Source organism: Methylocystis borbori (assembly GCF_036576025.1).
GTDB classification, from domain to species: Bacteria; Pseudomonadota; Alphaproteobacteria; order Rhizobiales; family Beijerinckiaceae; genus Methylocystis; species Methylocystis borbori.
In genome coordinates this window covers 1-21,528 of record NZ_JAZHYN010000040.1, presented here as the reverse complement: position 1 = coordinate 21,528, position 21,528 = coordinate 1, and the positions used below count along the sequence as shown (strand labels likewise).

The following is a 21,528-nucleotide window of genomic DNA, read 5'->3' as shown; positions in this document are numbered from 1 at the left end:
TAGGCGCCGCGCGGGAGAGCGCAAGGTCGCCCGGGAGGAGAGGAATGAAAAGGAAACCGGCCCTTGCGGGCGCGCTGCTGCTCGCCGCGTTTTCGGGCGCGCGCGCCGAACCGGATGCGCGCGCGTGGATACTCGGCGGTCTCGAGGACAAGAACGCCGACAGCATCTATCTCGGCTATGGGACGCCCGAGTCCGACGATAGCGTCGTAAGCTTCACCTGCGCGCCGGAAAGCGGCGTGGCGAAAATCTGGATATCCGAAACGAGCGACAAGCTTAAAGCCGGCGAGAAGGCGACCGCGCTTCTGACTGTGGGCGGAATAAAGGCGAAGGCCGCCGGCAAGCTCATGCCGAACGAAGAGGCGGGCGTGCCGAGCTTCGAAGGGCGGCTCCCCGCCAAGGACCCGATTTTCGCGGCGATGGCCGCTGGCGGAACGCTCGATCTCGCCGTCGGCGCGGCCAAACATTCCGCGCCCCTCGCAGGGGGCTCGGATAAAATTCAGAAGTTCGCCGCCGCCTGCGCGAAACGATAGGCCTCGTTTTTCGGCGGCGAGACCCTTACACTAAGCATCATGACGAGCCGCCAAACGAAAGACGCCGCCATGAAAGCCAAGATCGCCGGCCTGACCCCGGCAAGGCGGCGCGCTTTCGACATTCTCGCCGAGGCCAACCGGCCGGTCGGCGCCTATGAGATGATCGATCTCATGGCCGGCTCCGAAGGCAAGCGTCCCGCGCCCGTCTCGGTCTATCGCGCGCTCGGCTATCTCATGGACAATGGCCTCGCGCATCGGCTCGCCTCGAAAAACGCCTTCGTCGCCTGCGGCCACGCCCATGACTCGGAGGAGCCGGTCGTCTTTCTGATCTGCGAGCAGTGCGGCGAGGTGAAGGAGGCCACCTCGCCCGGCTTCGCCCGCGAGCTCGCGGCGCTCGTCGGCGCGGCGCATTTCAACGCCCGCAGCCGGGTGGTCGAAATCGCCGGGCGCTGCGCCCGCTGCGCGGGCGAATGACATGGGGGGCGCCGCCATTTTGAAGCCGCGCTTCAGGAATGGCGGCGCGTGGCTCGCCGGTCCGCTCTTCTTTTTTCTTGTTGCGACATTCGCCTTCGCCGTGCTGAATTTTCCGCCGCTGACGGGGCGCATCGTCGACGAAGCGAACGTCATTCCGCCGGCGACGCGCGCGGCGATCGAACCGAAGCTCAAGGAGCTCGAAGACAAATCCGGCATTCAACTCGTTGTCGCCTCGGTCAAATCGCTCGATGGGACGGATATAGAGACCTACGCCAATGGGCTTTTTCGCGCCTGGAAGCTCGGCGAAGCGAAGAAGAACAATGGCGTTCTCTTTCTCGTCGCGCCCAATGACCGCAAGATGCGCATCGAGGTCGGCTATGGGCTTGAGGGGACGCTTACCGACGCGCTTTCCAAGATCATCCTCACGAGCGCGGTCGCGCCGCGCTTCAAGGCCGGCGACTATGGCGCGGGCGTCGAGCGCGGGGTCGAAGGGATCATCGAGGTCCTCAGCGGCGACTCCGCCGAATGGACGAAACGCGCGCGCGAACCGCGGCTCACGCTCTTCGACCAGCTCTTTCCGCTCATTTTCTTCGCGCTGTTCATTTTCATCTTCATCTGGATGGCGCGGAGCGCGCGCGGCCGCCCAACACGCTATGGGCGCGGCGGGCCGCCAATCATTATCCTGCCGCCCGGCGGCGACCCCTGGGGCGGCGGCGATTCATGGGGCGGCGGGAGTTGGAGCGGCGGCGGCGGCTTTGGCGACGGCGGCGGATTTTCTGGCGGCGGCGGGTCGTCGGGCGGCGGCGGCGCCTCGGGAGACTGGTGATGCGGCTCACGACGCAAGACTATGAGCGCATCGCCGAGGCGATCCGCCGCGCCGAGGCGACGACGAATGCGGAAATCGTCTGCGTGCTGGCGCGTCGTTCTTCCGATTACGCCTATGTGCCGCCGCTCTGGGCGGCCTTCATCGCGCTCGTCTCGCCCTGGCCGCTGACGCTTTTCACCCATCTCGCCGCGCGCGAAATTTACGCCGCGCAGATCGCGATCTTCGTTATCTCCGCGCTGATCGTCTCGTCGGGGTCGATGCGTTTCCTGCTGACGCCGCGAATCGTCAAGCGCGAAGCCGCCTCGCGCGCCGCGATCGAACAATTCTTTTCGCGCGGCGTCGCCTCCACGAAGGGGCGCACCGGCGTGCTCATCTTCGTCTCCTGCGCGGAACGCTATGCGCGCATTATCGCCGACGAGGCCCTGGCGGCGAAAATCGCCAATGAGGAATGGGGCCGCGCGCTTGATGCGCTGCTCGCCGATATGCGCGAAGAGCGCGTCGCCGACGGCTTTATCGCGGCGATCGAGGAATGCGCGCGGCTCCTCGCGCAACACGCGCCGCCGGGCGCAAGCAATGACGAACTGCCGGACAAAATTTACGTCATATAGCCGCGACGACTTGTCAGACGAACCGCAAGCGGGTCATGCCGGGACTGCGATTGCGCGTCCATTCGACGCCCATCAGGCCATTGTAGATCAACGCCTGCAATCCGCGCTCGAATCTGTAGGGAAAGGTTTCGACGCGCTCCACGGCGACCCATTTCCGCAAAGTCGGCGCAACATCGCATTGGTTGATCCCCCAAGGCATTTTCGGCGTGAAGTAATCACGGCCTTTTTTCCATCCCTTGATTGTCTTCTTCGAGAGCCATTCCGGGATGTGATCGAAACAAAATCGCGCTTTCGGAAAGCGCGCCGCGATGTCGCGCAGCAGGCTTTCGACGTCCTCCGGCGCGAGATACATCAGCAGGCCTTGCGCGGTGATATAGACCGCGCGGCCGCCCGGAACCGCGTCGAACCAGGTTCGATCGAGCGCGCTCATGACGAGATGCCGATGCCGCTCGTCCGGCGCGATGAAGCGTTCGCGTATGGCGATGGCCTCGGGCAGATCGACGCTGAGCCACAGCGCTTCGTCGCCCTCGACGCGAAACCGTTGCGTTTCGAGGCCTTCTCCAAGATTGACGATCACGCCGTCGGGATGATCCTTCAGGAAAGCGCGCAGCTCTTTGTCGAAAAAGACGGCGCGAATGGCGTGGGTAGGCTCGGCCTTTCCAAAGCTTCCCTCATAGTCGTAGTCGAGCGCGTCATAAATTTCCACGACCTTCGGATCGCGAAGGATCCCGTCGAGGCGCCTGGCTTCGCCCGCGCGATTATGCAGCGTCCACAGCATGGTTTCCGGCACGCCGGTCAGATTAGGGGCGATCTTGGCCATGGATTCGCCTCGAAAATTTATGGAGGAGGAGAGGATATCGGCGAGAGTGACAAAGGCCGTGCGTTTCAGCAAGCGCCTCGATTTCGGAATGCTTCTTTTAACCGCCCCTTTTCGCCTCACGCGCAACTTCGCGCCAGCCGATGTCGCGCCGGCAGAAACCGCCCGGCCAATCGATGGCGTCGACGGCGGCGTAGGCCAGAGCCTGCGCCTCCGCGACAGTCGGCGCAAGCGCCGTGACATTGAGCACGCGCCCGCCGGCGGCGAGAACCCTGCCCTCCGCTTCGCGCGTTCCGGCATGGGTGACGATGACGCCGGGAATCGCCTCCGCGCGTTCGAGCCCGCGAATTTCGGAGCCGACAATCGGCGTTCCGGGATAGTTTTCCGCCGCCAGCACCACGGTGAGCGCGGCTTGCGGCGAGAAACGCGGCGTCGCCTCCGGCAGCGCGCCGCGCGTCGCCGCAAGCATCAGCTCCAGAAGATCGTCTTCAAAGCGCGGAAGAATGACCTGCGCCTCGGGATCGCCGAAGCGGCAGTTATATTCGATGAGCTTGGGCCCGTCTTTCGTCAGCATCAGCCCGGCGTAAAGCGCGCCCTGATAGGGCGCGCCCCTCTCGCGCATCGCTTCGAGCGTCGGCTCGATAATCTCGCGCATCACGCGGGCCTCGATCTCCGCCGTGACGACCGAAGCCGGCGAATAGGCGCCCATGCCGCCGGTGTTTGGGCCGACGTCGCCATCGCCGACGCGCTTATGGTCCTGCGCCGTGGCGAAAGGCAGCGCGCGCGTCCCGTCGCAGATCGCGAAGAAGGAGGCTTCCTCGCCTTCGAGAAACTCCTCGATGACGACTTCCGCGCCCGACTGGCCGAAGGCGCCGGCGAACATGGCCTCAAGAGCGCGCTCGGCTTCTTCAAGCGTCTGCGCGACGACGACGCCCTTGCCGGCCGCGAGCCCATCCGCCTTGACGACGATCGGCGCGCTCTTCTCGCGCGCATAGCGCAAGGCGGGCGCCAACGCATCGAAGCGGGCGTAATCGGCGGTGGGGATGTTATGGGCGCGACAGAGATCCTTGGTGAAGCCCTTGGAGCCCTCTAACTGCGCCGCCGCCTGCGTCGGCCCGAAGGCGAGAATGCAGTGCTGCGCCAATGCGTCGACGAGGCCGCCGATCAGCGGCTGCTCCGGCCCGACGACGACGAGGTCAATTTGCTCGGCGCGGCAGAAATGCAAAACGGCGGCATGCTCGGCGGCGTCAAGCGCGACATTGGCGCCGACGCGCGCCGTCCCCGGATTGCCGGGCGCGACGAAAAGGCGCGTCAAGCGCGGGCTTTTCGCCAGCGCATTGGCGATGGCGTGCTCTCGCCCGCCGGAGCCGATGAGGAGGATATTCATCGAGTTCGAGCCTTTCCGTCTCTTGGGGCGAAGGGCTTAAACGCTCGCGCGCGAAAAGCAAATCGGCTTGTGGGCAAAGGCGCGAGAGAGCGGGCTCAATTTCGACATAGAGCGCGAGACAATCGCGATCGTCCAAATCTAAAAATTTTCGATCGAGGAACTTCGATGCCGAAGCTATTTTCATGTCTCGCCTTTGCGCTCGTGATCGCGCTCGCGCCGCCCTCGGCGGACAGCCTCCTCGCCGCCCAACGAAAGCCCGCAGCGAAAAGGCAGGTTGAGACGGCTCCTTTTATCCTCGACGCCGGCCGCATTCTGATCGAAGTCAGTTTCCGCAAGCCAGACGGAGGGCAGCGGAAAGCGCTGGCATGGTTCAACATGGGCATGGCGTCGCCGACCCTGTCCAAACCCCTGTACCGAGAACTTCAAATCGGCGACGGACATCCGCTGAGGATCGAATTGGCGGGCGCTGCATTGGAGGCGCCGCCGAGCGCCGTGACCGACGGCGAGGGCGGCTTGGCGGCGCCGAGCTTCGAGCATCTGTTCGCGCCCCATCCGGTGGAAGCCATGCTGCCGGCGAGCCTGCTGCTGGGCCACGTCGTGATGATCGATTACGTGCGCCGGTCGCTCGCGTTGACGAAAGGCGGCGCCGACAAGCCCGACGGAGTCGCCATCCCCTTCGACCTGAACGAAAAGACGGGCTTCGCCACGGTCGATGTCGCCGTCTCGGGCGAGAGCTTTCCCTTCGTGATCGACGCCGGCTCCGGCTATAGCTGGATGCGCGGCGACGTCCTGAAGAAGTGGCTTGCCGCCCATTCCGATTGGCGTCGCGCCGAAGGCGCGATCGGGCTCGCCAACAACAACATGCTCGACTACGCCTTCGAAAAGCAGGGGACGGTCGCCCGTCTGCCTGGCATCGATATTGGCGCCATCGAATTGAAAGATGTCGGCGTCCTGGGCACCGGCCCGGTGTTCGGTTCAGTCGTCGATGGAGTCGTAGGCGACTTCTTTTGGGACAATTGGCAGAAATCGGCAGTTCGGCCCGTGGTAGGCTGGCTCGGCGCCAATGTCCTCGGCCATTTCAAGCTGACCATCGATTTCCCCAACCGAACTTCTTATTGGCAGGCGCAAAGCAAACCTGATCCGCACGATCTGGATCAGGTCGGCGTTACGCTGGTGAGGCGCGACACGCGCTATTTTGTCGGCGGTCTGGTTGGGGCGGTGGGCGGGAACGCGATCGAAGGCGCCTCGGTCGGCGATGAAATCGTTGGCATAGACGCGCTCGACGCGCGCGGCGCGAGCAAGACCGCCGTGCTCGCGGCGCTCGGGGGCAAGCCCGGCGAAATCCGTCGGCTTCGGCTCCTGCGCGAGGGGCGACTCCGCGAGGTCGAGGCGCGGGTGCTCGACCTGCACTGAGCCCAATATCCCAACAGTCTCGCGTTTCGCGCGGTCCATCGCGCAAAAGGCGGTTTCCCCTCCGCCGCCAAATGCTCTAAACACAGCGCCAACATCCCCTCCAGCACCGAAGACGGCACCTATGGCGCGCCAGTTCATCTATCACATGCAGGGCCTCACCAAGACCTATCCGGGCGGCAAGAAGGTCCTCGACAATATCCATCTCTCCTTCTATCCCGACGCCAAAATCGGCGTATTGGGCGTCAATGGCGCGGGCAAATCGACGCTTTTGCGCATCATGGCGGGCATCGACAAGGAATTCACGGGCGAAGGCTTCGTCGCCGAGGGCGCGCGCGTCGGCTATCTGCCGCAGGAGCCGCAGCTCGATCCCACGCTCGACGTGCGCGGCAATGTCATGCTCGGCGTCGCCGACAAGAAGGCCATTCTCGACCGCTACAATGATCTCGCCATGAATTATTCGGACGAGACTGCAGATGAAATGACGCGGCTGCAGGACGAGATCGAGGCCAAGGGCCTGTGGGATCTCGACAGCCAGGTCGATCAGGCGATGGACGCGCTCGGCTGTCCGCCCGACGACGCCGACGTAACCAAGCTCTCGGGCGGCGAACGGCGCCGCGTCGCGCTCTGCCGGCTGCTGCTCGAACAGCCGGAGATGCTGCTCCTCGACGAGCCGACGAACCATCTCGACGCCGAGACGGTGAATTGGCTCGAGGGACATCTGCGCCAATATCCGGGCGCGATCCTGATCGTCACCCACGACCGCTACTTCCTCGACAATGTCACGGGCTGGATTCTCGAACTCGATCGCGGCCGCGGCATTCCCTATGAGGGCAATTATACGAGCTGGCTGAAGCAGAAGCAGAAGCGCCTCGCGCAGGAATCCTCGGAAGACAAGGCGCGCCAGCGCGCGCTCGAAGCCGAGAGCGAATGGATCGCCGCTTCGCCCAAGGCGCGGCAAGCGAAAAGCAAGGCGCGCATCCAGCGTTACGAAGAACTCGTGGCCAAGCAGAACGACAAAGCGCCGACCACCGCGCAGATCGTTATTCCCGTCGCCGAGCGTCTCGGCGACAATGTCATCGAATTCGACCATCTGTCGAAAGGCTTCGGCGACACGCTGCTGATCGACGATCTCTCCTTCAAGCTGCCGCCCGGCGGCATCGTCGGCGTGATCGGCCCGAACGGCGCCGGCAAGACGACATTGTTTCGCATGATCACCGGCCAGGAGAAACCCGACAAGGGAACGATCGCCATCGGCGACAGCGTGCAGCTTGGCTATGTCGACCAGTCGCGCGACGCGCTGCACGCCAATAAGACCGTCTGGGAGGAGATCTCCGAGGGCAATGAGGTGATCTATCTCGGCAAGCGCGAGATCAATTCGCGCGCCTATTGTTCGGCCTTCAACTTCAAGGGATCGGACCAGCAGAAGAAGGTCGGTCAGCTCTCAGGCGGCGAGCGCAACCGCGTGCATCTCGCGAAAATGCTGAAAAGCGGCGCCAATGTGCTGCTGCTCGACGAGCCGACGAATGATCTCGACGTCGACACGCTGCGCGCGCTCGAAGAGGCGCTCGTCGATTTCGCCGGCTGCGCCGTCATCATCTCGCATGACCGCTTCTTCCTCGACCGCATCGCGACGCATATTCTCGCCTATGAGGGCGACAGCCATGTCGAATGGTTCGAGGGCAATTTCGCCGATTACGAAGATGACAAGAAGCGGCGGCTGGGGCTCGACTCCATCATCCCGCACCGGCTGAAATATAAAAAGTTCGCGAGGTGACGACGGCGGATTGCGTCATTGCGCTCGAAGCGAGGCAATGCAGGAAATCGATTACGCCCGTCGCGATAATTCGGCAAGAAAGACAGTTTATTCAAGCCCCACGATCTCCACCTCGGGGAAATAGGTCCGATACCTCCCGACATCGCGCGTCAGCAGCACAACGCCGAGCGTTTCCGCCTGCGCCCCGATAAAAAAATCGGCGAGGACATTCGTCTTGGCGCCGCCGCGCACCCGATAGTCGCGAAACGCTTGGCCCGCGCGCCAGAGCGCTTGCCGCGACATGGCGGAATGTTCGACGCCGAGTGCATCGAGAAAGTCGGAGCAATCGGTCTCGCTCGTAAAACCCGTCGCCAGCTCCGCGAATACGGCGTCGACAATTAAAACCGCGCCGCGCGACATTCTTCGTTCCAGCGCCTCTTGCGACGCTTCAAACCAGTCGGGATTGCGCGTCAGCAGGTCAATGAAAATATTAGTGTCGACAAGCGTCAATCGTCGCCTCGCAAGAGATGTATCCACTCATCTGTCGTCATTTCAAATTTCACGCCTTTATGATCCAGCGCGGCCAGCGCCCGCTCGATCTTGCCCCTTGCCGCCTTCACCGCGGCAGCGTCCAACTGTGGCGCCTCATTGCGCTCCACCAGCACGCCGCCCTCCGGCCGCGCGCGCACGGTGACGCGGTCGCCGGGGCGAATGCCCGCCGCTTCGCGCACGGCCTTTGGCAAGGTGACCTGGCCTTTGACGGTGACTTTCGTGCTCATCTTTCGTGGCCTTGGCCTCAAAAGTAATATCCAAGCAAGAAAAGTAAAACTGGCGGCGCGGCGCGTCAACGAAGCTGGACAGGCGCGTCCTAAACCCGGCGCCCAAATTCCCGCCGCAACTCGGCCTTGGCCTGCTCCAGCGCCCGCTTTCGCGCCTCCGGCAAGTTTTTGCCCGCCCTGTTGATGTAGAAATTCAGCATCGACATGGCGGAGCGAAAGGGCGTCGATTTGCGCCTGGCGCTCGCCTCGGCCGAGCGCTTCAAGGACTGCGCGATCTCTTTCGGATCGTCGAGGGCGAAGACGCCCGCTTCGAGATCGAGCGCATGGCTGCGGCGCGTGACCTCGCCCGACCAATAGGCCGCCCTGGCTTTAGCCGGCGTTCGGCTTGCCGACTTCGCCGCGCCGCCTGTCGACGCCTGTCTCGCCATCGCCGCCGCTCCCTAACTACGGGAGAATTAATCGCCTGGCCCGGAGTCTCAATGCCCTCCGAGCCGGCGCCACGAATTCGCCATTTGCGCATGGCCGAGTCAGGCGCAGGCTTATGGGCGGCGCGAGGAGGAGAGTCTTACGCCATGAAATCATCCGCTTGCGCCGCCGCGCTCGCAATATTGGGGACGTTCGGCCTCGCCGGCTGCGCGCCGCAAGGCTCGCCCGTCGCCTCCGCGCCCGCCGCCTATCGGGAAGACTCCCGCGCGGAGCCGATTTCCGACAAGGACGCGCTCCATAAGCGCATCGCCCATTACGCGCGCCTCTACGACATTCCGGAATCGCTCATTCACCGCTCGATCCGGCGCGAGAGCAATTACAATCCCGCCGCGCGCCACGGCCCCTATTGGGGCCTGATGCAAATCCGTCATGACACGGCGCGCTCCATGGGCTATCAGGGCCCGGCGGACGGGCTTCTCGACGCCGACATCAATCTCGCCTTCGCGGTGCCCTACCTCGCCAACGCCTATAAAGTCGGCGGCGGCGACGAGTCCCGCGCCATCAAGCTCTATGCCGGCGGCTATTATCACGAGGCCAAGCGCAAGCGCATGCTCGACCAGCTCGTGACATCGGTCCAGTTCAACGAGCATTGACGTCGCCGCCTCGGGGGAAAACGCGCTACTGGTTTTTCGGCGTGAAAGTGCTGCGCACCCGGCCGCCCTGCGCCTCGCCGCCCTGCACGGTCGCAATGCCCGTCGTCACGTCATAGACGAGGCGGTCGCCCTTCACGACATTCTCGCCCTGCGTCAGCGTCACATTGCCGGTGAGATAGACCTTGTTTTCGGCCTTGTCGTAGCTGCCGCGATCGCCCGTCCCGATCTGATCCTTCGAGACCAGCGTCACCGGGCCTTCGGCGTCGATATGCTTCACGCGGTCGTTGCTCGCGCCGGCGTCGCCGCCGCCCTTGCCGTCGAGAAAGATGATGAGGCGCGAAGCCTTGAGCGTCGAAGGCCCGTTAACGACGATGACGCTGCCCGAATAGATGAGCTTTTGCTCCTTGTCGAAATAATCGAGCTTGCCGGCGTCGATATTTAAGGGGTCTTTCGCCGTCGCTCCGGGCAGAATGCCCCCGGAGCGGCCCTTGGCGACCGCCGGCGCGGCGGCGAGCGCCGCCAAAAGGACGAAGACATATCGGCGCATCGGGCTTTCGTCATTGCGCCGCATGAAGATCGGGCGATGCGTCGCCTTCGCCATAGAAGGTCGAATGCACCGCGCCCGTAAAGGTCGCCCGCCGCTCCTTCTGGGAGAACTCTACCGCATTCGCCTTCACTTCGCCGCCCTCGATCGTCAGGGTCGTCGGCCTGTTCGAGGTCATGAGGCTCGCCTTGAAGTCCATCGACGCCGCTTCGAGCCGCATGTCGAAATTCTTCTCTTCGTGGATGCCGACGCCGCCGCTCAAATCCGCGTAATCCGCCTTGCGGTCGTAGACGCCCTTCTCGGCGGTCAGCAGGATCGAACTGTCCTTGCTATTCTCGACGCGCACCTCGAGCTTTGCAAGTTCGATGACGTCGGGCTTCGCCAGGTCCTGCACGCCGGTCGCGGCGCGCACCTCATAGGGACGGCCGTCTTCGCGATAGCCGACGAGCTTGGGGCTTTCGATGACGATGCGGGAGCCCTCCAGCGCGACGCGGGCGAGGCTTAAATTCGCCGGCAGGAAGCGCAGCGTGCTGATGGCGAGGCCGAGGCCGACGACGCCGACGACGCCCCCCGCGCCCCACAAAATCCATCGGCGAAGGCGCGTCACCCGCGCCGAGTGGCGCAGGGCCTCGGGAAAGGCGCTCTCGCGCGGCGCGGCGAAGGAGCCGAACCGGTCGCCGGCGGAAGGCGTGGGAATATCGCTCATGCCGTCATCATGAGGCGCGGAGGCGGCGAATTCGTGGCGCCTGGCCCGTCCGCTCACTCATGGGCGAAAATATCGATTTCCGGCCAGCCGGCAAGGTCGAGCCGCGCCCGCGTGGGCAGAAAATCGAAACAGGCCTGGGCGAGCTCCCCGCGCCCCTCGCGGGCGAGCATGGCGTCGAGCCTGTCCTTGAGCTGGTGGAGATAAAGCACGTCCGACGCCGCATAGGCCTGCTGCGCCTCGGTGAGCGCTTCCGCGCCCCAGTCCGAGGACTGCTGCTGCTTGGAGATTTCAACGCCCAAAAGCTCGCGCACGAGGTCCTTGAGGCCGTGGCGGTCGGTATAGGTGCGCACGAGCTTCGAGGCGATCTTGGTGCAATAGACCGGCCCAGGGACGAAGCCGAAGGTCTTGGCGAGCATGGCGAGGTCGAAACGCGCGAAATGGAAAAGCTTCAATGTGTTGGGATCGGCGAGCAGGCGTTCGAGGTTGGGCGCGCGCGTCTGGCCCTTGGCGATCTGGACGAGCTCCGCGTTGCCGTCGCCGAAGGAGAGCTGGACGAGGCACAGCCGGTCGCGGTGCGGATTAAGGCCGAGCGTCTCGGTGTCGATGGCGACAATGGCGCCAGAGCCGATCCCCTCCGGGAGATCGCCCTGATGGAGGCGGATGGTCATGCGGCCCGAATCGTTGAATGTCGAGGCGACAGTCTATCGCAAAGGCGCGGGGCTTGTCGAAGCGCTTCAGGTGATCGCCGGCGTCGGCGCCGTGACCTCCTCGGTGATCACCTTGAAGCCGGCGAGCGTGCACAGGCCAAACGACGTCACCATCGCGACGTCGGTCGCGTCGCGTCCGCGCGCCATCAGGATGCGCCCAATTCGCGGCTCGTTGTGGCGGGCGTCCAACGTATGCCAGCGGCCGCCGAGATAGACTTCGAACCAGGCGCTGAAATCCATCGGCGACGGGTCGGGCGGCACGCCGATGTCCCCGAGATAGCCGGTGCAGTAACGCGCCGGAATATTCATGCAGCGGCACAAGGCGACCGCGAGATGGGCGAAGTCGCGGCATACGCCGCGCCGATCCTTGTTGGCGTCCCACGCCGTTCTTACGGGGCTCGCATGCTCGTAATCGAAGGCGATGCGATCGTGGACATAATCGCAGATCGCCTGCGCCAGCGGCCAGCCTTTCGGCACATGGCCGAAAAGCGCCCATGCCTCATCCGACAGACGATCGGTCTCGCAGTAGCGGCTGCCGAGCAGATAGACCAATACGTCGACAGGCAGGTCCTCGAGGGCGTGCTGCTCGGCCTCCGGGGCGATTGGCTCGGGCTCGCCGCTGTCCTGAACAAGAAAGTCCGAGGACAGTGTGAGCCGGCCGGCCGGAGCGCGGATCACATGGCAGAAATTGCCGAAACTGTCGTGATAGGCGTTGGCGTGGAGCGGCGGATCGAGTCGCATGTGATCCACCGTCAGCACATCGTCGAGGCGTGACGGGTGAACGCTGAGCGTCAAAATCATGGGCGTCGGCTGCGGGCAATCATAGGCAATTTCGTAGCCGGCGCGAATCTTCATCGAAAGCCTCCTTTGCTCAGCAAGGCGGAGCCGCGCAATCCATATAGGGCGGAGTTTATTCTCCCGCCTCGGCGTCCGAAGCGGCGGCGACCTTGACCGCGACCTTCATGGCGAGATGGTCGGACGCCGCTCCGATCCAGGTTCCTTGGAGCGGGATCGCTTCCCTCGGCTCGTCCACGACCGCGATGCGCACGAGATTGCGATTCCCGACCATGCCGCTGGAAGGATCGAAGTCAACCCAGCCCGGGCCGGCGATATAGGCCTGGACCCAGGCGTGGGTGTTGCCGCCAATCTCGTCGTCGTCATCATCGTCGAGATGCAGATATCCGGAAACGAATCGCGCGGCGATTCCGAGCGCGCGCAGCGCCGCGATCATGAGCGTCGCCAGATCGCGGCAACTGCCGCTGGCGAGCTCCAAAGTCTGGACGGGGTCCTGAACGCCCTTCTCATGTCGCGCGACATGTTTGAAGGTGCGGTTGATCGTCTGCGTCATATCGACGAGCAGTCTGTGGGTGTCGGCCGATCCATCTTCGCGCAGGAAGGCGGCGGCCCAGCGCTCGAGCTGGGGATGCTGGGATTGCGGCGCGAGGAAGCAGGCGAGATCGGGCCGCTCTTCCGCGCCATAGGCGAAGGGATGGCTGCGCGCGAAATCCTCAATATCCGCTTCGCAAAACTCGGTCGGCGCGTGGCGCAGACGCATGGTGCTTTCGAAGCGAAGCTCCGTGGCGCGTTCGTCGAAATGGGCGGTCGCGACATGATTGCCGAAAGCGTCCCGCGTCCAGGAGATGCGGCTCGGCGCGGGCGAAATGTCGAGTTCGGACTCGAGCACGATCTGGTCGTCGTCGTCGCGCGGCCGCAGCATCATCCGATGCTCGCCAAAGGCGACGGGCTGCTTGTAATGGTAGCTCGTGACGTGTCGGACGGTCAGAATCGGCATGGCGTTCCCACGCTGCAAGTTGCAGATACTGCACGTTCAGTTAGAAGGCAATTTCCACGCCAGAAATGGGGCTCAATCATGGCCCCGCCTCCGCCGCTCCAACGAAGCCGAATCCCCATGACTGGAACGCCTGACAGCCTGTTGGCGGCCGACGAGCCGGCGCCGGTCGCGGCGGTGAATGAAAACGGCTCCTCGCCCTTCTTCATCGTCGTCGATCACGCGAGCAACGCCATCCCGCGCGCCCTCGCCGGGCTCGGCGTCCCGGAAGCCGAATTGGCGCGCCACATCGCCTGGGACATCGGCGTCGCCGAAGTTTCCCGCTTGCTCGCGACGGCGCTCGACGCGACGCTCGTGCAGCAGAATTATTCGCGCCTCGTCATCGACTGCAACCGCGCGCCGGGGCTAGAGACGTCGATTGCGGAAATCAGCGAATCGACGCCGATACCGGGAAACATAGGCTTGAGCGAAGGCGCCAAGGAGGCGCGCCGGCGCGAGATTTTCGAGCCCTATCACGATCGAATCAAAGCAGAGCTCGACCGGCGCCGGCAAGAAGGCCGGCCGACGGCGCTGATCGCGATGCACAGCTTCACCCCGGTCTTCTTGGGGTCGGCGCGGCATTGGCAGGCCGCCGTGCTTTACAATCGCGACGCCCGCCTCGCCAAGCGGCTGCTGGCGTCGCTGGAAGGCGAAGGGCTCATCGTCGGCGACAATGAGCCCTATCGGCTGACCGACGAGACGGATTACACCATTCCGACGCATGGCGAGCGGCGCGGCCTGCTTCACGTCGAGGTCGAGATCAGGCAGGACCTGATCGAGAGCGAGAGCGGCCAGCGCGCCTGGGCCGCGCGGCTCGCGCGCTTGCTGCCGCAGGCCTATCGAGAGCTGACCGCGACGCCGTGACGCCCGGCCGAGGGGGCGGCGGGCGGCGAATATTTTCTAAGAAGATTGCGTCACTCGCGGCGCTCTGCTGCTAGCAGATTGTTTTTAATTGGTTTTGGCGCGCCGCTTGCTTGCCTGAAGGCAAAAGCGCTGGCAGAATTTGTAAAAAGCAAAAGGAGAGTCGAATGGCCTCGCGCGACTTCGCTTTGCAAATGGCCGGCTATGGCCTCACGACGGCGAACATTCTTTATCGGATGCCCGATCATCCCAAAATCCTGCAATCCTATGTCTGGCAGGAATATGATCTGCACCCGGGCTTTCCCGAGCTGCGCAAATTTTTGGATTTTTGGGTGCGCCAGCTCGAAGGCCCGCTGCACGCCGTCACCGTCGCGCATTCGGGACTCATCAAGCCGGCGGAGCTGAAACTCCTCGATGGCGAATTCAGGGTGCATTGAGGAGGCGGCGCGCTTTATCCGCCGAAAGAAGCAGCGCCCGCGGCCCGAACGTTGGATGTTACAGGCGCAGCTTGTCGCAAAGGCGCGGGTGTTGTCGAAGCAGGCACCGAGTAGTTTGTAGTCAGTTTGAGTTTCCACTATGCGCCAAGAATAGACCCATCTTTATTGACGCTCAGAAAATGGCTGCCTAGCTTCGCCCCATGTTCGAAATCACCGGTGATGACATCGCCGCTTTGGGCGACACGGATTTACGCAAATTGATTGGGCTTCTCTGCGAGGCAGAGATGCGCAGGCGCGGCCTACCCTCTTCCGGCGTTACCTGGGGCGGAGATCAAAACGCAAAAGATGGGGGGCTCGACGTACGTGTAAGTCTCGCGGCTGGCACGGCGATAACCGGCTTCGTCCCCAATCCGCAAACCGGCTTTCAGGTGAAAAAGCCCGACATGCCCCGGGCCGACATACTCGACGAGATGAAGCCGAGTTCAACCGGGGTCTTGAGGCCCATCATTCTTGAGCTGGCCAACACCAGCGGCGCATACATCATCGTGAGCTCAAACGGCTCCACCTCGGAGACAGCGCTCAAGAACCGACGCGATGCGATGGCTGAGGCTCTCAAAGGCACGCTCGCCGAAACAAAACTGATGCTGGACTTCTACGACCGCAATCGCGTTGCGACATGGGTTCGCGATCATGTCGGGCTGATCCCGTGGGTACGGGCGCGAATCGGCAAGGCGTTGTCTGGCTGGCAATCCTATGGCTCATGGTCGCTTACACCTGCAGGCATTGATGCGAGCTATCTTGCCGATAAGCAAGCACGCATCCGCACGGGCGATAAGGACGAGGGGGACGGGTTTTCCGCAGTCGACGGCATCAATCATATCCGCAAGGTGCTTGCCTTGCCGGGCCATGTGGCGCGGCTTGTCGGTCTGTCAGGCGTCGGCAAGACAAGGCTTGCCGAAGCCTTGTTCGATGCAGCCGTCGGTGAAGGCGCCCTGGATCCCTCGCTTGCAATCTACACAAACGAGGCGGATGAGCCCAACCCTCCACCAGCCGGTCTCGCTTCGGACCTAATTGCAAACCGCACCCGTGCGATCCTCGTCGTCGACAATTGCACGCCAGAGCTGCACCGAAGGCTTTCGGAAGTGGCGCGAGCAGCGGGCTCAACTATCAGCGTCATCACCATTGAATACGACATCCGCGAAGACCAGCCCGAAGGCACGGATGTCTTCGCGCTGGACACTTCTTCAATTCCGCTAATCGAGAAACTGGTAGCACGGCGCTATCCTGATCTTTCTCAAGTTGATGCACAGAAAATCGCAGAGTTTTCCGGAGGTAATGCACGCGTTGCGCTGGCCCTTGCTTCACAGATCGAGAAAGCCGAGACGGTAGCGGGCTTGAGTGAAGAAGAACTTTTCAAGCGTCTTTTTCAGCAACGTCACTATCCTGACCCATCTCTGCTGTCGATTGCGCAGTCCTGTTCTCTCATCTATTCGTTCGAGGGAGAGTCTCTTACAGGAGATCATGCCGAACTTCCCGTTCTTGGTAGTCTCATTGGCAAGACGGCGGAAGAGGTCTATGCGGGAGTCGCAGAGCTTAAGCAGCGCGATCTCGTGCAAGCCCGCGCGCAATGGCGCGCGGTGCTGCCGCATGCAATCGCTAATCGCCTTGCCAAGATGGCGCTTCGGAACATTCCGCCCGCAAAAATAAAATCAATCCTCGTTGATAACGCGTTGGAGCGTGTTCTGCGCTCTTTCTCGCGACGCCTCGGTTATCTTGACGATAGCAGCGACGCCAAAACCATCGTCAAGGGGTGGCTAGCGCCAAGCGGTCTGCTTGGTGACGTGACGAACTTCAACGAGTTGGGCCAAGCGATGTTTGCGAACATCGCTCCCACGGCTCCAGAGGCCGTGCTCGCAGCATTGGAGAACGCTTTCGCCAGAGCAGATGAAAACACGCTGCACCGCGGCGCTCACTTCGCTCGGCTCTTGCGTTCGCTCGCCTATGACCCAATGTTCTTCGAGCGCGCAATCGCCTTACTGGTGAAATTCGCGTTGCTTCCGAATCACCAAGACAGGGAAAACGAAGCGGCTGAGATCGTCAAATCGCTCTTTTTTATCGTGCTGTCTGGAACGCATGCGCCGATAGAGGCGCGCGTGAAGGAGGTGGAAAGACTTCTTGGCTCTCCTGAAGCTCGCGCGCGTCTCCTTGGGGTCAAGGCGCTACAAGCACTCATGAAAACGAGCTATTTTTCATCGCACTATGAGTTCGACTTCGGCGCTCGCTCGCGTGACTATGGCTACTATCCCAAAACCCAAGCGGACGTACGTGCTTGGTTTGATACCGCGCTGAAGCTGGCGAGAACATTCGCGCTGTCGGATCGCCCTGCGGCCGAAGACGTGAAGAAAGCCATTGCTCAGAATTTCCGGGAGTTCTGGAGCAACGCAGGCCTGGCGGACGAACTCGACCGGCTCGCCCGCGAGATTGCAGCCAAATCATTCTGGCGGGATGGCTGGATCGCGACACGACAGACGCGCACTTTTGACGGCGAGGGCATGACGCCCGAACTTCATGACCGGCTGATGGCGCTGGAAGAGTTCCTGCGGCCGAAAGACCTCGCGAACAAAGTGCGCAGCCTTGTCATCAGCAGAGAAAATTATGATTTCGACGATCTTGATGACGATAAGAAAGTAGACGATCCTGGCGCGCGCTACGAAGCAAACGCGGGACGCTTGGCTGCAATGATACAGGCTCTCGGCCACGACGTCGCAGTAGATGATGAGACCTTCAAGACGCTGCTGCCTGAGCTATTGAACAATCCTGGCAGGCTTGAGATATTTGGCAAGGCGCTGGCCGAAGGGGCCGAGAGCCCGCGCACGATGTGGGATGCGATTGTCGCGCAGTTTGTATCGAGTAAAAAGGCGGGCAGCCAACTTCTTGGAGGCTTTCTGATTGGGCTGCAAAAGCGTGATGAGGCTCTCGCCGATACAATCCTTGACGAAACACTGGAGAACCCAACTCTCGCCGAATGGTTTCCTGTTCTGCAGGCAAATGTCCCCATTAATGAACGCGCAGTAGCCCGGTTGCTCCAAGCGCTTAAACTTGAGAACGCCCCGATCAAGGCCTTTCGCAGTCTCGCTTATGGCCGTGTCCTCGACGACCTTGCAGGACCCGAGTTCCGCGACTTGGTCGTCGCAATTTTGAGCAAGCCAGAAGGATGCGCCGTCGGCCTCGAAATCATCTCGCTGCGATTTTACTCGGACGCTTCCGCGAATCGTGAGCCACTGACCGAGGTCCGCGAAGCAGGTCGGATTGTACTGAGTGAATTTACATTTGCACGCAGCACTGCACGCGAAGACCACGAGCTTGCCATGGTCATTAGAGGTTCGCTCGTAGGGCCGGAAGGAATTCCGGTATCGCGATCACTTTGCAGAAAATTTCTATCCGCTGCCGCAAAGCACGAGGTCAGCGTCTATGACTTTGATGCCTTTATGAAGGGGCTTCTACAGCTTCACCCAGTCCCCATACTCGATGAGCTATTCTCAGGTGATGCAGAGTCATGTCAGTTAAGTGTGGAGGTCCTTAGCAGTCTTCGGCATTTGCACCATCTAGTTCTGGATGTAGTGCCAGACGAAGTACTTCTCCAATGGTGTGACCGCGACCCCGCCTTGCGTTACCCGCTTACAGCAGCCGTGGCGACATTGTTTAGACGGCCAAAGGCAGGCGAATCGCACGAGTGGACGCCGCTCACGCCAAAGCTCCTTGAGCAAGCACCTGATCCAAAACTTGTGCTCAAGGAAATTATCCGCCGCCTCTATCCATCGAGTTGGAGCGGTTCGCTCGCCACGAAGCTAGAGGGTCGATTAAAACTCCTCAGTTCGCTGCCATGCAGCCCCGCTCTTGCGGCGCAGATAGCGGCGGCAAAAGCGGACCTTGAAGTATACATTAGCAATGAGCATAGGCGTGAATTGGAAGAAGACCGCGGGCGCAACAACCGGTTCGAATGAAACGTGTGGCTCCCCCGCCCTTGCCACACGCCTGCCAAAACGACAGTCTATTGCAATGCAAAATCCTGACGGGGCCGCCAAAATGACGTCGGCGAATGATGCGCCAAACGGCTTGCCAAAAGACTTGCCAAACGGCTCGCCAAAAGACTTGCCGGCCCAGCCGCCGAGCGACGCCCAGCCCGGCCTCGCCGCCGAATTGCCGAACGGCCTCGATGGCGTCGAGCGGCGCTTCAATACGCTCTTCATCGAACTCGCCATCCGCCTCTTCGCGATCGGCGGGCTCGTCTACTGGACCTTCGTGATCGTCCAGCCCTTCGTCGCGATCATCCTCTGGGCCGTCGTGCTCGCCGTCGCCCTCTATCCGCTCTATCGCCTCCTCACGGACGCGCTCGGCGGACGGCCCGTCATCGCCGCCGTGCTGATGACGCTCGCGAGCCTCGTGCTCATCATCGGCCCCGTCACCTGGATGGGCGTCGGCATGATCGATCCCGTCAAATCGGCGATGGCGGGGATCGAGGCGGGCGACATCTACATCCCCGCGCCGCCGGAATCGGTCAAGGACTGGCCGGTCATCGGCGCGCAGCTGCATTCCTTCTGGCTGCTCGCCTCGACGAATCTGACCAGCGCCTTCACGCAAATCCTGCCGCAGCTGAAGCCCGCCGGAGAGTTTCTGCTGAGCCTCGCCCGCAGCGCCGGCGCCGGCACGCTGAAATTCCTCGCCTCCGTCCTGCTCATGGGCTTCATTCTCGCCGCCGCGCCGCAATTGCTCGCGGGAACGCGCGCGCTCGCGCGGCGCATCGACCCCTCGACGGGCGAGAAATTCGTCGATCTCGCCGGCGCGACGATCAACGCCGTCTCGCGCGGCGTCATGGGCCTTTCCTTGATGCAGGCGCTCATCGGCGGCGTCGGCATGTATCTCGCGGACGTTCCCGGCGCGAGCCTCCTCACGGTCGCGATCCTCGTCCTCGGCATCGTCCAGATCGGGCCGCTGCTTGTCGTCGCGCCCGTCGTCTTCTGGGCCTGGACGACGCTCCCGACCCTCGGGGCGCTGGCGCTGACGATTTGCATGCTCTCCGTCAATTACATGGACAACGTATTGAAGCCCTTCATCTTCGCGCATGGGCTGTCGACGCCGATCCCGGTGATTTTTGTCGGCGTCATCGGCGGCGTGCTCGCCCATGGCTTCGCCGGGCTTTTCGCCGGCCCCGTGGTGCTCGCCGTCGTCTGGGAGCTCGGCAAGGCCTGGATCGCCGAGGACCTCAAGGCGGTGAAGGAGCGAGGCGGCGAGCCGGATTTCGAGGTCGAGCCGGAGGCGGCGGAGGCCCTTGCGGGCGTCCCTGAACGCCCTTCAATTTCTTGATTTGACGCATTTTCTTCGCCGAACCGGTTCCCGCTTCGACGGAAAATGCTATCGCGCGCGCAAAGCGTTAAGCACCTTTAGGCTGGCGCGGCCGTTGCGCTGGAGGCCGGCGCGCGCCTGAAAGTCGGCGATCGCTTCCTTGGTCTTGGTTCCGATCACGCCGTCGCTGTCGCCGACGTCATAGCCGCGGCGCGTCAGCAGCGCTTGCAATTCGCGCCGCTCGGCGCGCGAGAGGCCGGGATCGTCCGTCGGCCAGGGCGTCTGAATGCCGGGGCGCCCGCGCAGCCTGTCCGAGAGCACGCAGATCGCCAGCGCGTAGGATTCCGCCGCATTATAGGCGTAGATCGCGTCGAAATTCCGCGTCACGAGAAAGGCCGGCCCGTCGCGGCCGGCGGGCAGCAGCAGCGCCGCGCTCCCCTCCCCGAGGCCGCTCCCGTCGAGGCGGGTGATTCCGCGCGACTGCCAGAAGCCCATGGACTGGCGGTTCTTGCGCCCCGAGGGGCCGTTATAGCCTTCCGGCAGGCGCGCCTCGAAGCCCCAATGCAGCCCCGGCCGCCAGCCGCTCTTGCGCAGATAATTCGCCGTCGAGCCGAGCGAATCGGGCGCGGAGCTCGCGATATTGCGCCGCCCGTCGCCGTCGAGATCGACCGCCGCGCCAAGAAAGGTCGAGGGCATGAATTGCGTATGGCCGAAGGCGCCGGCCCAGGAGCCGTAAAATTCCTCGGCGGCGATGTCGCCGCTGTCGAGGATTTTCAGCGCCGCGACGAATTCCTTGCGCCAATAGTCGTTGCGGCGCGGGGCCTCGCAGGCGAGCGTCGCCAGCGACTGCACCACCGGCCGCTTGCCGAAGCTCTTGCCGAAATCGGATTCGACGCCCCAGACGGCGACGACGGTGGCGGGATCGACGCCATAATGGCTCTCGGCGGCGCGCAGCGCATTGGCGTATTTGTGCAGCATGGCGCGGCCTTCCTCGACGCGCTCTTCGTCGACGAGGCCGGCGATGTAATCCCAGACCGGCGTCGTGAATTCCGGCTGCTTGTCCATGAAGCTCACGGCGTCATTGGGCGCGAGCCCGTCCGTCGCCTGGGCGATGGTCCGCTGGCTCACGCCCGCGCCCGCCGCCACGCCGCGCAGCCCGGCGAGGCAGGACGACCATTCCGCGCGCGCCGGCGCAGAGGCGAACGCGGCCATCAGCATGAGCGCGGCCGCAGCCGCGAGAAGATGATTCGACTTCATGCGCAAATGCTAACGCAAGCGCGCGGCTTTTTCATGCGCGTCGCGCGGGGCTCACTCGCAGACGCGGCGCGGGCGCGAGCCGATCACATAGCCGAATTCGTCGAAAATCGGCCGGCGCTCGACCCAGCAGCGCGGCGGCGGCGCCTCGACATAGACAGGCGGGGCCGCATAGACGACCG

At 63.0% G+C, this 21,528-nt stretch carries 22 protein-coding genes; 11 read left to right on the top strand and 11 right to left on the bottom strand.

The window, feature by feature from the left end; genetic code table 11:
- The first annotated feature begins 44 nt into the window (after positions 1-44).
- The 4 genes from V3H18_RS12685 to V3H18_RS12670 all read left to right on the top strand — a co-directional run bounded on the left by V3H18_RS12685 (position 45) and on the right by V3H18_RS12670 (position 2,438).
- Positions 45-530 (top strand): hypothetical protein, encoded by a 486-nt coding sequence (locus V3H18_RS12685; RefSeq protein ID WP_332082439.1) that lies wholly within the window; start codon positions 45-47, stop codon positions 528-530.
- 69 nt (positions 531-599) lie between these two features.
- A complete protein-coding gene (locus V3H18_RS12680) occupies positions 600-1,004 on the top strand; it encodes a Fur family transcriptional regulator (RefSeq protein ID WP_332082438.1) in 405 nt (134 codons plus the stop codon).
- 1 nt (position 1,005) lies between these two features.
- Complete coding sequence (locus tag V3H18_RS12675; RefSeq protein WP_332082437.1) at positions 1,006-1,830, top strand: TPM domain-containing protein; 825 nt, start codon at positions 1,006-1,008, stop codon at positions 1,828-1,830.
- Positions 1,830-2,438 carry a TPM domain-containing protein gene (locus V3H18_RS12670; protein ID WP_332082436.1) on the top strand — a complete coding sequence of 203 codons (609 nt, stop codon included), beginning with the start codon at positions 1,830-1,832 and terminating at the stop codon, positions 2,436-2,438. Before V3H18_RS12675 ends, V3H18_RS12670 begins: the two co-directional genes overlap by 1 nt.
- 13 nt (positions 2,439-2,451) lie before the next feature.
- On the opposite strand, the gene V3H18_RS12665 is transcribed toward V3H18_RS12670, so the two are convergent.
- On the bottom strand, positions 2,452-3,258 hold the full coding sequence (locus V3H18_RS12665; protein WP_332082435.1) for a class I SAM-dependent methyltransferase: 807 nt from the start codon (positions 3,256-3,258) through the stop codon (positions 2,452-2,454).
- 97 nt (positions 3,259-3,355) lie between these two features.
- Positions 3,356-4,642, bottom strand: coding sequence for a phosphoribosylamine--glycine ligase (gene purD / locus V3H18_RS12660; protein ID WP_332082434.1), 1,287 nt, complete (start codon positions 4,640-4,642; stop codon positions 3,356-3,358).
- 165 nt (positions 4,643-4,807) lie between these two features.
- Here purD and V3H18_RS12655 point away from each other — a divergent pair, with 165 nt between their 5' ends.
- A complete protein-coding gene (locus V3H18_RS12655; RefSeq protein WP_332082433.1) occupies positions 4,808-6,055 on the top strand; it encodes a peptide-binding protein in 1,248 nt (415 codons plus the stop codon).
- 121 nt (positions 6,056-6,176) lie between these two features.
- On the top strand, positions 6,177-7,829 hold the full coding sequence (gene ettA / locus V3H18_RS12650; RefSeq protein WP_332082432.1) for an energy-dependent translational throttle protein EttA: 1,653 nt from the start codon (positions 6,177-6,179) through the stop codon (positions 7,827-7,829).
- Between the two features lie 87 nt (positions 7,830-7,916).
- On the opposite strand, the gene V3H18_RS12645 is transcribed toward ettA, so the two are convergent.
- The 3 genes from V3H18_RS12645 to V3H18_RS12635 all read right to left on the bottom strand — a co-directional run bounded on the left by V3H18_RS12645 (position 7,917) and on the right by V3H18_RS12635 (position 9,015).
- Positions 7,917-8,318, bottom strand: a complete 402-nt coding sequence (locus V3H18_RS12645) for a type II toxin-antitoxin system VapC family toxin (RefSeq protein ID WP_332082431.1) — start codon at positions 8,316-8,318, stop codon at positions 7,917-7,919.
- Positions 8,315-8,587, bottom strand: coding sequence for an AbrB/MazE/SpoVT family DNA-binding domain-containing protein (locus V3H18_RS12640; RefSeq protein ID WP_332082430.1), 273 nt, complete (start codon positions 8,585-8,587; stop codon positions 8,315-8,317). The genes V3H18_RS12645 and V3H18_RS12640 overlap by 4 nt, the downstream gene beginning before the upstream one ends.
- A gap of 89 nt (positions 8,588-8,676) precedes the next feature.
- Complete coding sequence (locus V3H18_RS12635) at positions 8,677-9,015, bottom strand: DUF3175 domain-containing protein (RefSeq protein ID WP_332082429.1); 339 nt, start codon at positions 9,013-9,015, stop codon at positions 8,677-8,679.
- Positions 9,016-9,159: 144 nt separating this feature from the next.
- On the opposite strand from V3H18_RS12635, the gene V3H18_RS12630 reads away from it, so the two are divergent.
- Positions 9,160-9,666, top strand: a complete 507-nt coding sequence (locus tag V3H18_RS12630; RefSeq protein ID WP_332082428.1) for a lytic transglycosylase domain-containing protein — start codon at positions 9,160-9,162, stop codon at positions 9,664-9,666.
- Positions 9,667-9,691: 25 nt separating this feature from the next.
- On the opposite strand, the gene lptA is transcribed toward V3H18_RS12630, so the two are convergent.
- From lptA to V3H18_RS12605, 5 genes are all read right to left on the bottom strand, one after another.
- On the bottom strand, positions 9,692-10,267 hold the full coding sequence (lptA, locus tag V3H18_RS12625) for a lipopolysaccharide transport periplasmic protein LptA (protein WP_408631786.1): 576 nt from the start codon (positions 10,265-10,267) through the stop codon (positions 9,692-9,694).
- Positions 10,224-10,916, bottom strand: coding sequence for an LPS export ABC transporter periplasmic protein LptC (gene lptC / locus V3H18_RS12620; RefSeq protein ID WP_332082427.1), 693 nt, complete (start codon positions 10,914-10,916; stop codon positions 10,224-10,226). Before lptC ends, lptA begins: the two co-directional genes overlap by 44 nt.
- Before the next feature lie 53 nt (positions 10,917-10,969).
- Positions 10,970-11,584, bottom strand: coding sequence for a ribonuclease D (locus tag V3H18_RS12615; RefSeq protein ID WP_332082426.1), 615 nt, complete (start codon positions 11,582-11,584; stop codon positions 10,970-10,972).
- Between the two features lie 66 nt (positions 11,585-11,650).
- The gene (locus tag V3H18_RS12610) at positions 11,651-12,478 is read right to left on the bottom strand and encodes a transglutaminase-like domain-containing protein (protein WP_332082425.1); all 828 of its coding nucleotides are present in this window, start codon (positions 12,476-12,478) and stop codon (positions 11,651-11,653) included.
- A 55-nt stretch (positions 12,479-12,533) separates the two neighbouring features.
- Positions 12,534-13,415, bottom strand: a complete 882-nt coding sequence (locus tag V3H18_RS12605; protein WP_332082424.1) for a transglutaminase family protein — start codon at positions 13,413-13,415, stop codon at positions 12,534-12,536.
- Between the two features lie 117 nt (positions 13,416-13,532).
- Here V3H18_RS12605 and V3H18_RS12600 point away from each other — a divergent pair, with 117 nt between their 5' ends.
- From V3H18_RS12600 to V3H18_RS12585, 4 genes are all read left to right on the top strand, one after another.
- Positions 13,533-14,315, top strand: coding sequence for an N-formylglutamate amidohydrolase (locus tag V3H18_RS12600; RefSeq protein ID WP_332082423.1), 783 nt, complete (start codon positions 13,533-13,535; stop codon positions 14,313-14,315).
- Positions 14,316-14,479: 164 nt separating this feature from the next.
- The gene (locus V3H18_RS12595; RefSeq protein WP_332082422.1) at positions 14,480-14,749 is read left to right on the top strand and encodes an usg protein; all 270 of its coding nucleotides are present in this window, start codon (positions 14,480-14,482) and stop codon (positions 14,747-14,749) included.
- A 200-nt stretch (positions 14,750-14,949) separates the two neighbouring features.
- Positions 14,950-18,753 carry a hypothetical protein gene (locus tag V3H18_RS12590; protein WP_332082421.1) on the top strand — a complete coding sequence of 1,268 codons (3,804 nt, stop codon included), beginning with the start codon at positions 14,950-14,952 and terminating at the stop codon, positions 18,751-18,753.
- Between the two features lie 82 nt (positions 18,754-18,835).
- Positions 18,836-20,113 carry an AI-2E family transporter gene (locus V3H18_RS12585; protein ID WP_332082420.1) on the top strand — a complete coding sequence of 426 codons (1,278 nt, stop codon included), beginning with the start codon at positions 18,836-18,838 and terminating at the stop codon, positions 20,111-20,113.
- A 48-nt stretch (positions 20,114-20,161) separates the two neighbouring features.
- Here V3H18_RS12585 and V3H18_RS12580 read toward each other — a convergent pair whose 3' ends face one another.
- The gene (locus V3H18_RS12580; protein ID WP_332082419.1) at positions 20,162-21,349 is read right to left on the bottom strand and encodes a lytic murein transglycosylase; all 1,188 of its coding nucleotides are present in this window, start codon (positions 21,347-21,349) and stop codon (positions 20,162-20,164) included.
- Between the last annotated feature and the right edge of the window lie 179 nt (positions 21,350-21,528).

What these genes read in the sequence shown, in the direction of transcription:
- ettA (WP_332082432.1), top strand. Translation starts at nt 6,177, where the DNA reads ATGGCGCGCCAGTTCATCTATCACATGCAGGGCCTCACCAAGACCTAT.
- V3H18_RS12595 (WP_332082422.1), top strand. Translation starts at nt 14,480, where the DNA reads ATGGCCTCGCGCGACTTCGCTTTGCAAATGGCCGGCTATGGCCTCACG.
- V3H18_RS12685 (WP_332082439.1), top strand. Translation starts at nt 45, where the DNA reads ATGAAAAGGAAACCGGCCCTTGCGGGCGCGCTGCTGCTCGCCGCGTTT.
- V3H18_RS12585 (WP_332082420.1), top strand. Translation starts at nt 18,836, where the DNA reads ATGACGTCGGCGAATGATGCGCCAAACGGCTTGCCAAAAGACTTGCCA.
- V3H18_RS12615 (WP_332082426.1), bottom strand. Translation starts at nt 11,584, where the DNA reads ATGACCATCCGCCTCCATCAGGGCGATCTCCCGGAGGGGATCGGCTCT.
- V3H18_RS12600 (WP_332082423.1), top strand. Translation starts at nt 13,533, where the DNA reads ATGACTGGAACGCCTGACAGCCTGTTGGCGGCCGACGAGCCGGCGCCG.
- V3H18_RS12630 (WP_332082428.1), top strand. Translation starts at nt 9,160, where the DNA reads ATGAAATCATCCGCTTGCGCCGCCGCGCTCGCAATATTGGGGACGTTC.
- V3H18_RS12610 (WP_332082425.1), bottom strand. Translation starts at nt 12,478, where the DNA reads ATGAAGATTCGCGCCGGCTACGAAATTGCCTATGATTGCCCGCAGCCG.
- V3H18_RS12665 (WP_332082435.1), bottom strand. Translation starts at nt 3,258, where the DNA reads ATGGCCAAGATCGCCCCTAATCTGACCGGCGTGCCGGAAACCATGCTG.
- V3H18_RS12680 (WP_332082438.1), top strand. Translation starts at nt 600, where the DNA reads ATGAAAGCCAAGATCGCCGGCCTGACCCCGGCAAGGCGGCGCGCTTTC.
- V3H18_RS12640 (WP_332082430.1), bottom strand. Translation starts at nt 8,587, where the DNA reads ATGAGCACGAAAGTCACCGTCAAAGGCCAGGTCACCTTGCCAAAGGCC.
- V3H18_RS12605 (WP_332082424.1), bottom strand. Translation starts at nt 13,415, where the DNA reads ATGCCGATTCTGACCGTCCGACACGTCACGAGCTACCATTACAAGCAG.
- V3H18_RS12590 (WP_332082421.1), top strand. Translation starts at nt 14,950, where the DNA reads ATGTTCGAAATCACCGGTGATGACATCGCCGCTTTGGGCGACACGGAT.
- V3H18_RS12635 (WP_332082429.1), bottom strand. Translation starts at nt 9,015, where the DNA reads ATGGCGAGACAGGCGTCGACAGGCGGCGCGGCGAAGTCGGCAAGCCGA.
- lptC (WP_332082427.1), bottom strand. Translation starts at nt 10,916, where the DNA reads ATGAGCGATATTCCCACGCCTTCCGCCGGCGACCGGTTCGGCTCCTTC.
- V3H18_RS12670 (WP_332082436.1), top strand. Translation starts at nt 1,830, where the DNA reads ATGCGGCTCACGACGCAAGACTATGAGCGCATCGCCGAGGCGATCCGC.
- V3H18_RS12580 (WP_332082419.1), bottom strand. Translation starts at nt 21,349, where the DNA reads ATGAAGTCGAATCATCTTCTCGCGGCTGCGGCCGCGCTCATGCTGATG.
- V3H18_RS12655 (WP_332082433.1), top strand. Translation starts at nt 4,808, where the DNA reads ATGCCGAAGCTATTTTCATGTCTCGCCTTTGCGCTCGTGATCGCGCTC.
- purD (WP_332082434.1), bottom strand. Translation starts at nt 4,642, where the DNA reads ATGAATATCCTCCTCATCGGCTCCGGCGGGCGAGAGCACGCCATCGCC.
- V3H18_RS12675 (WP_332082437.1), top strand. Translation starts at nt 1,006, where the DNA reads ATGGGGGGCGCCGCCATTTTGAAGCCGCGCTTCAGGAATGGCGGCGCG.
- lptA (WP_408631786.1), bottom strand. Translation starts at nt 10,267, where the DNA reads ATGGCGAAGGCGACGCATCGCCCGATCTTCATGCGGCGCAATGACGAA.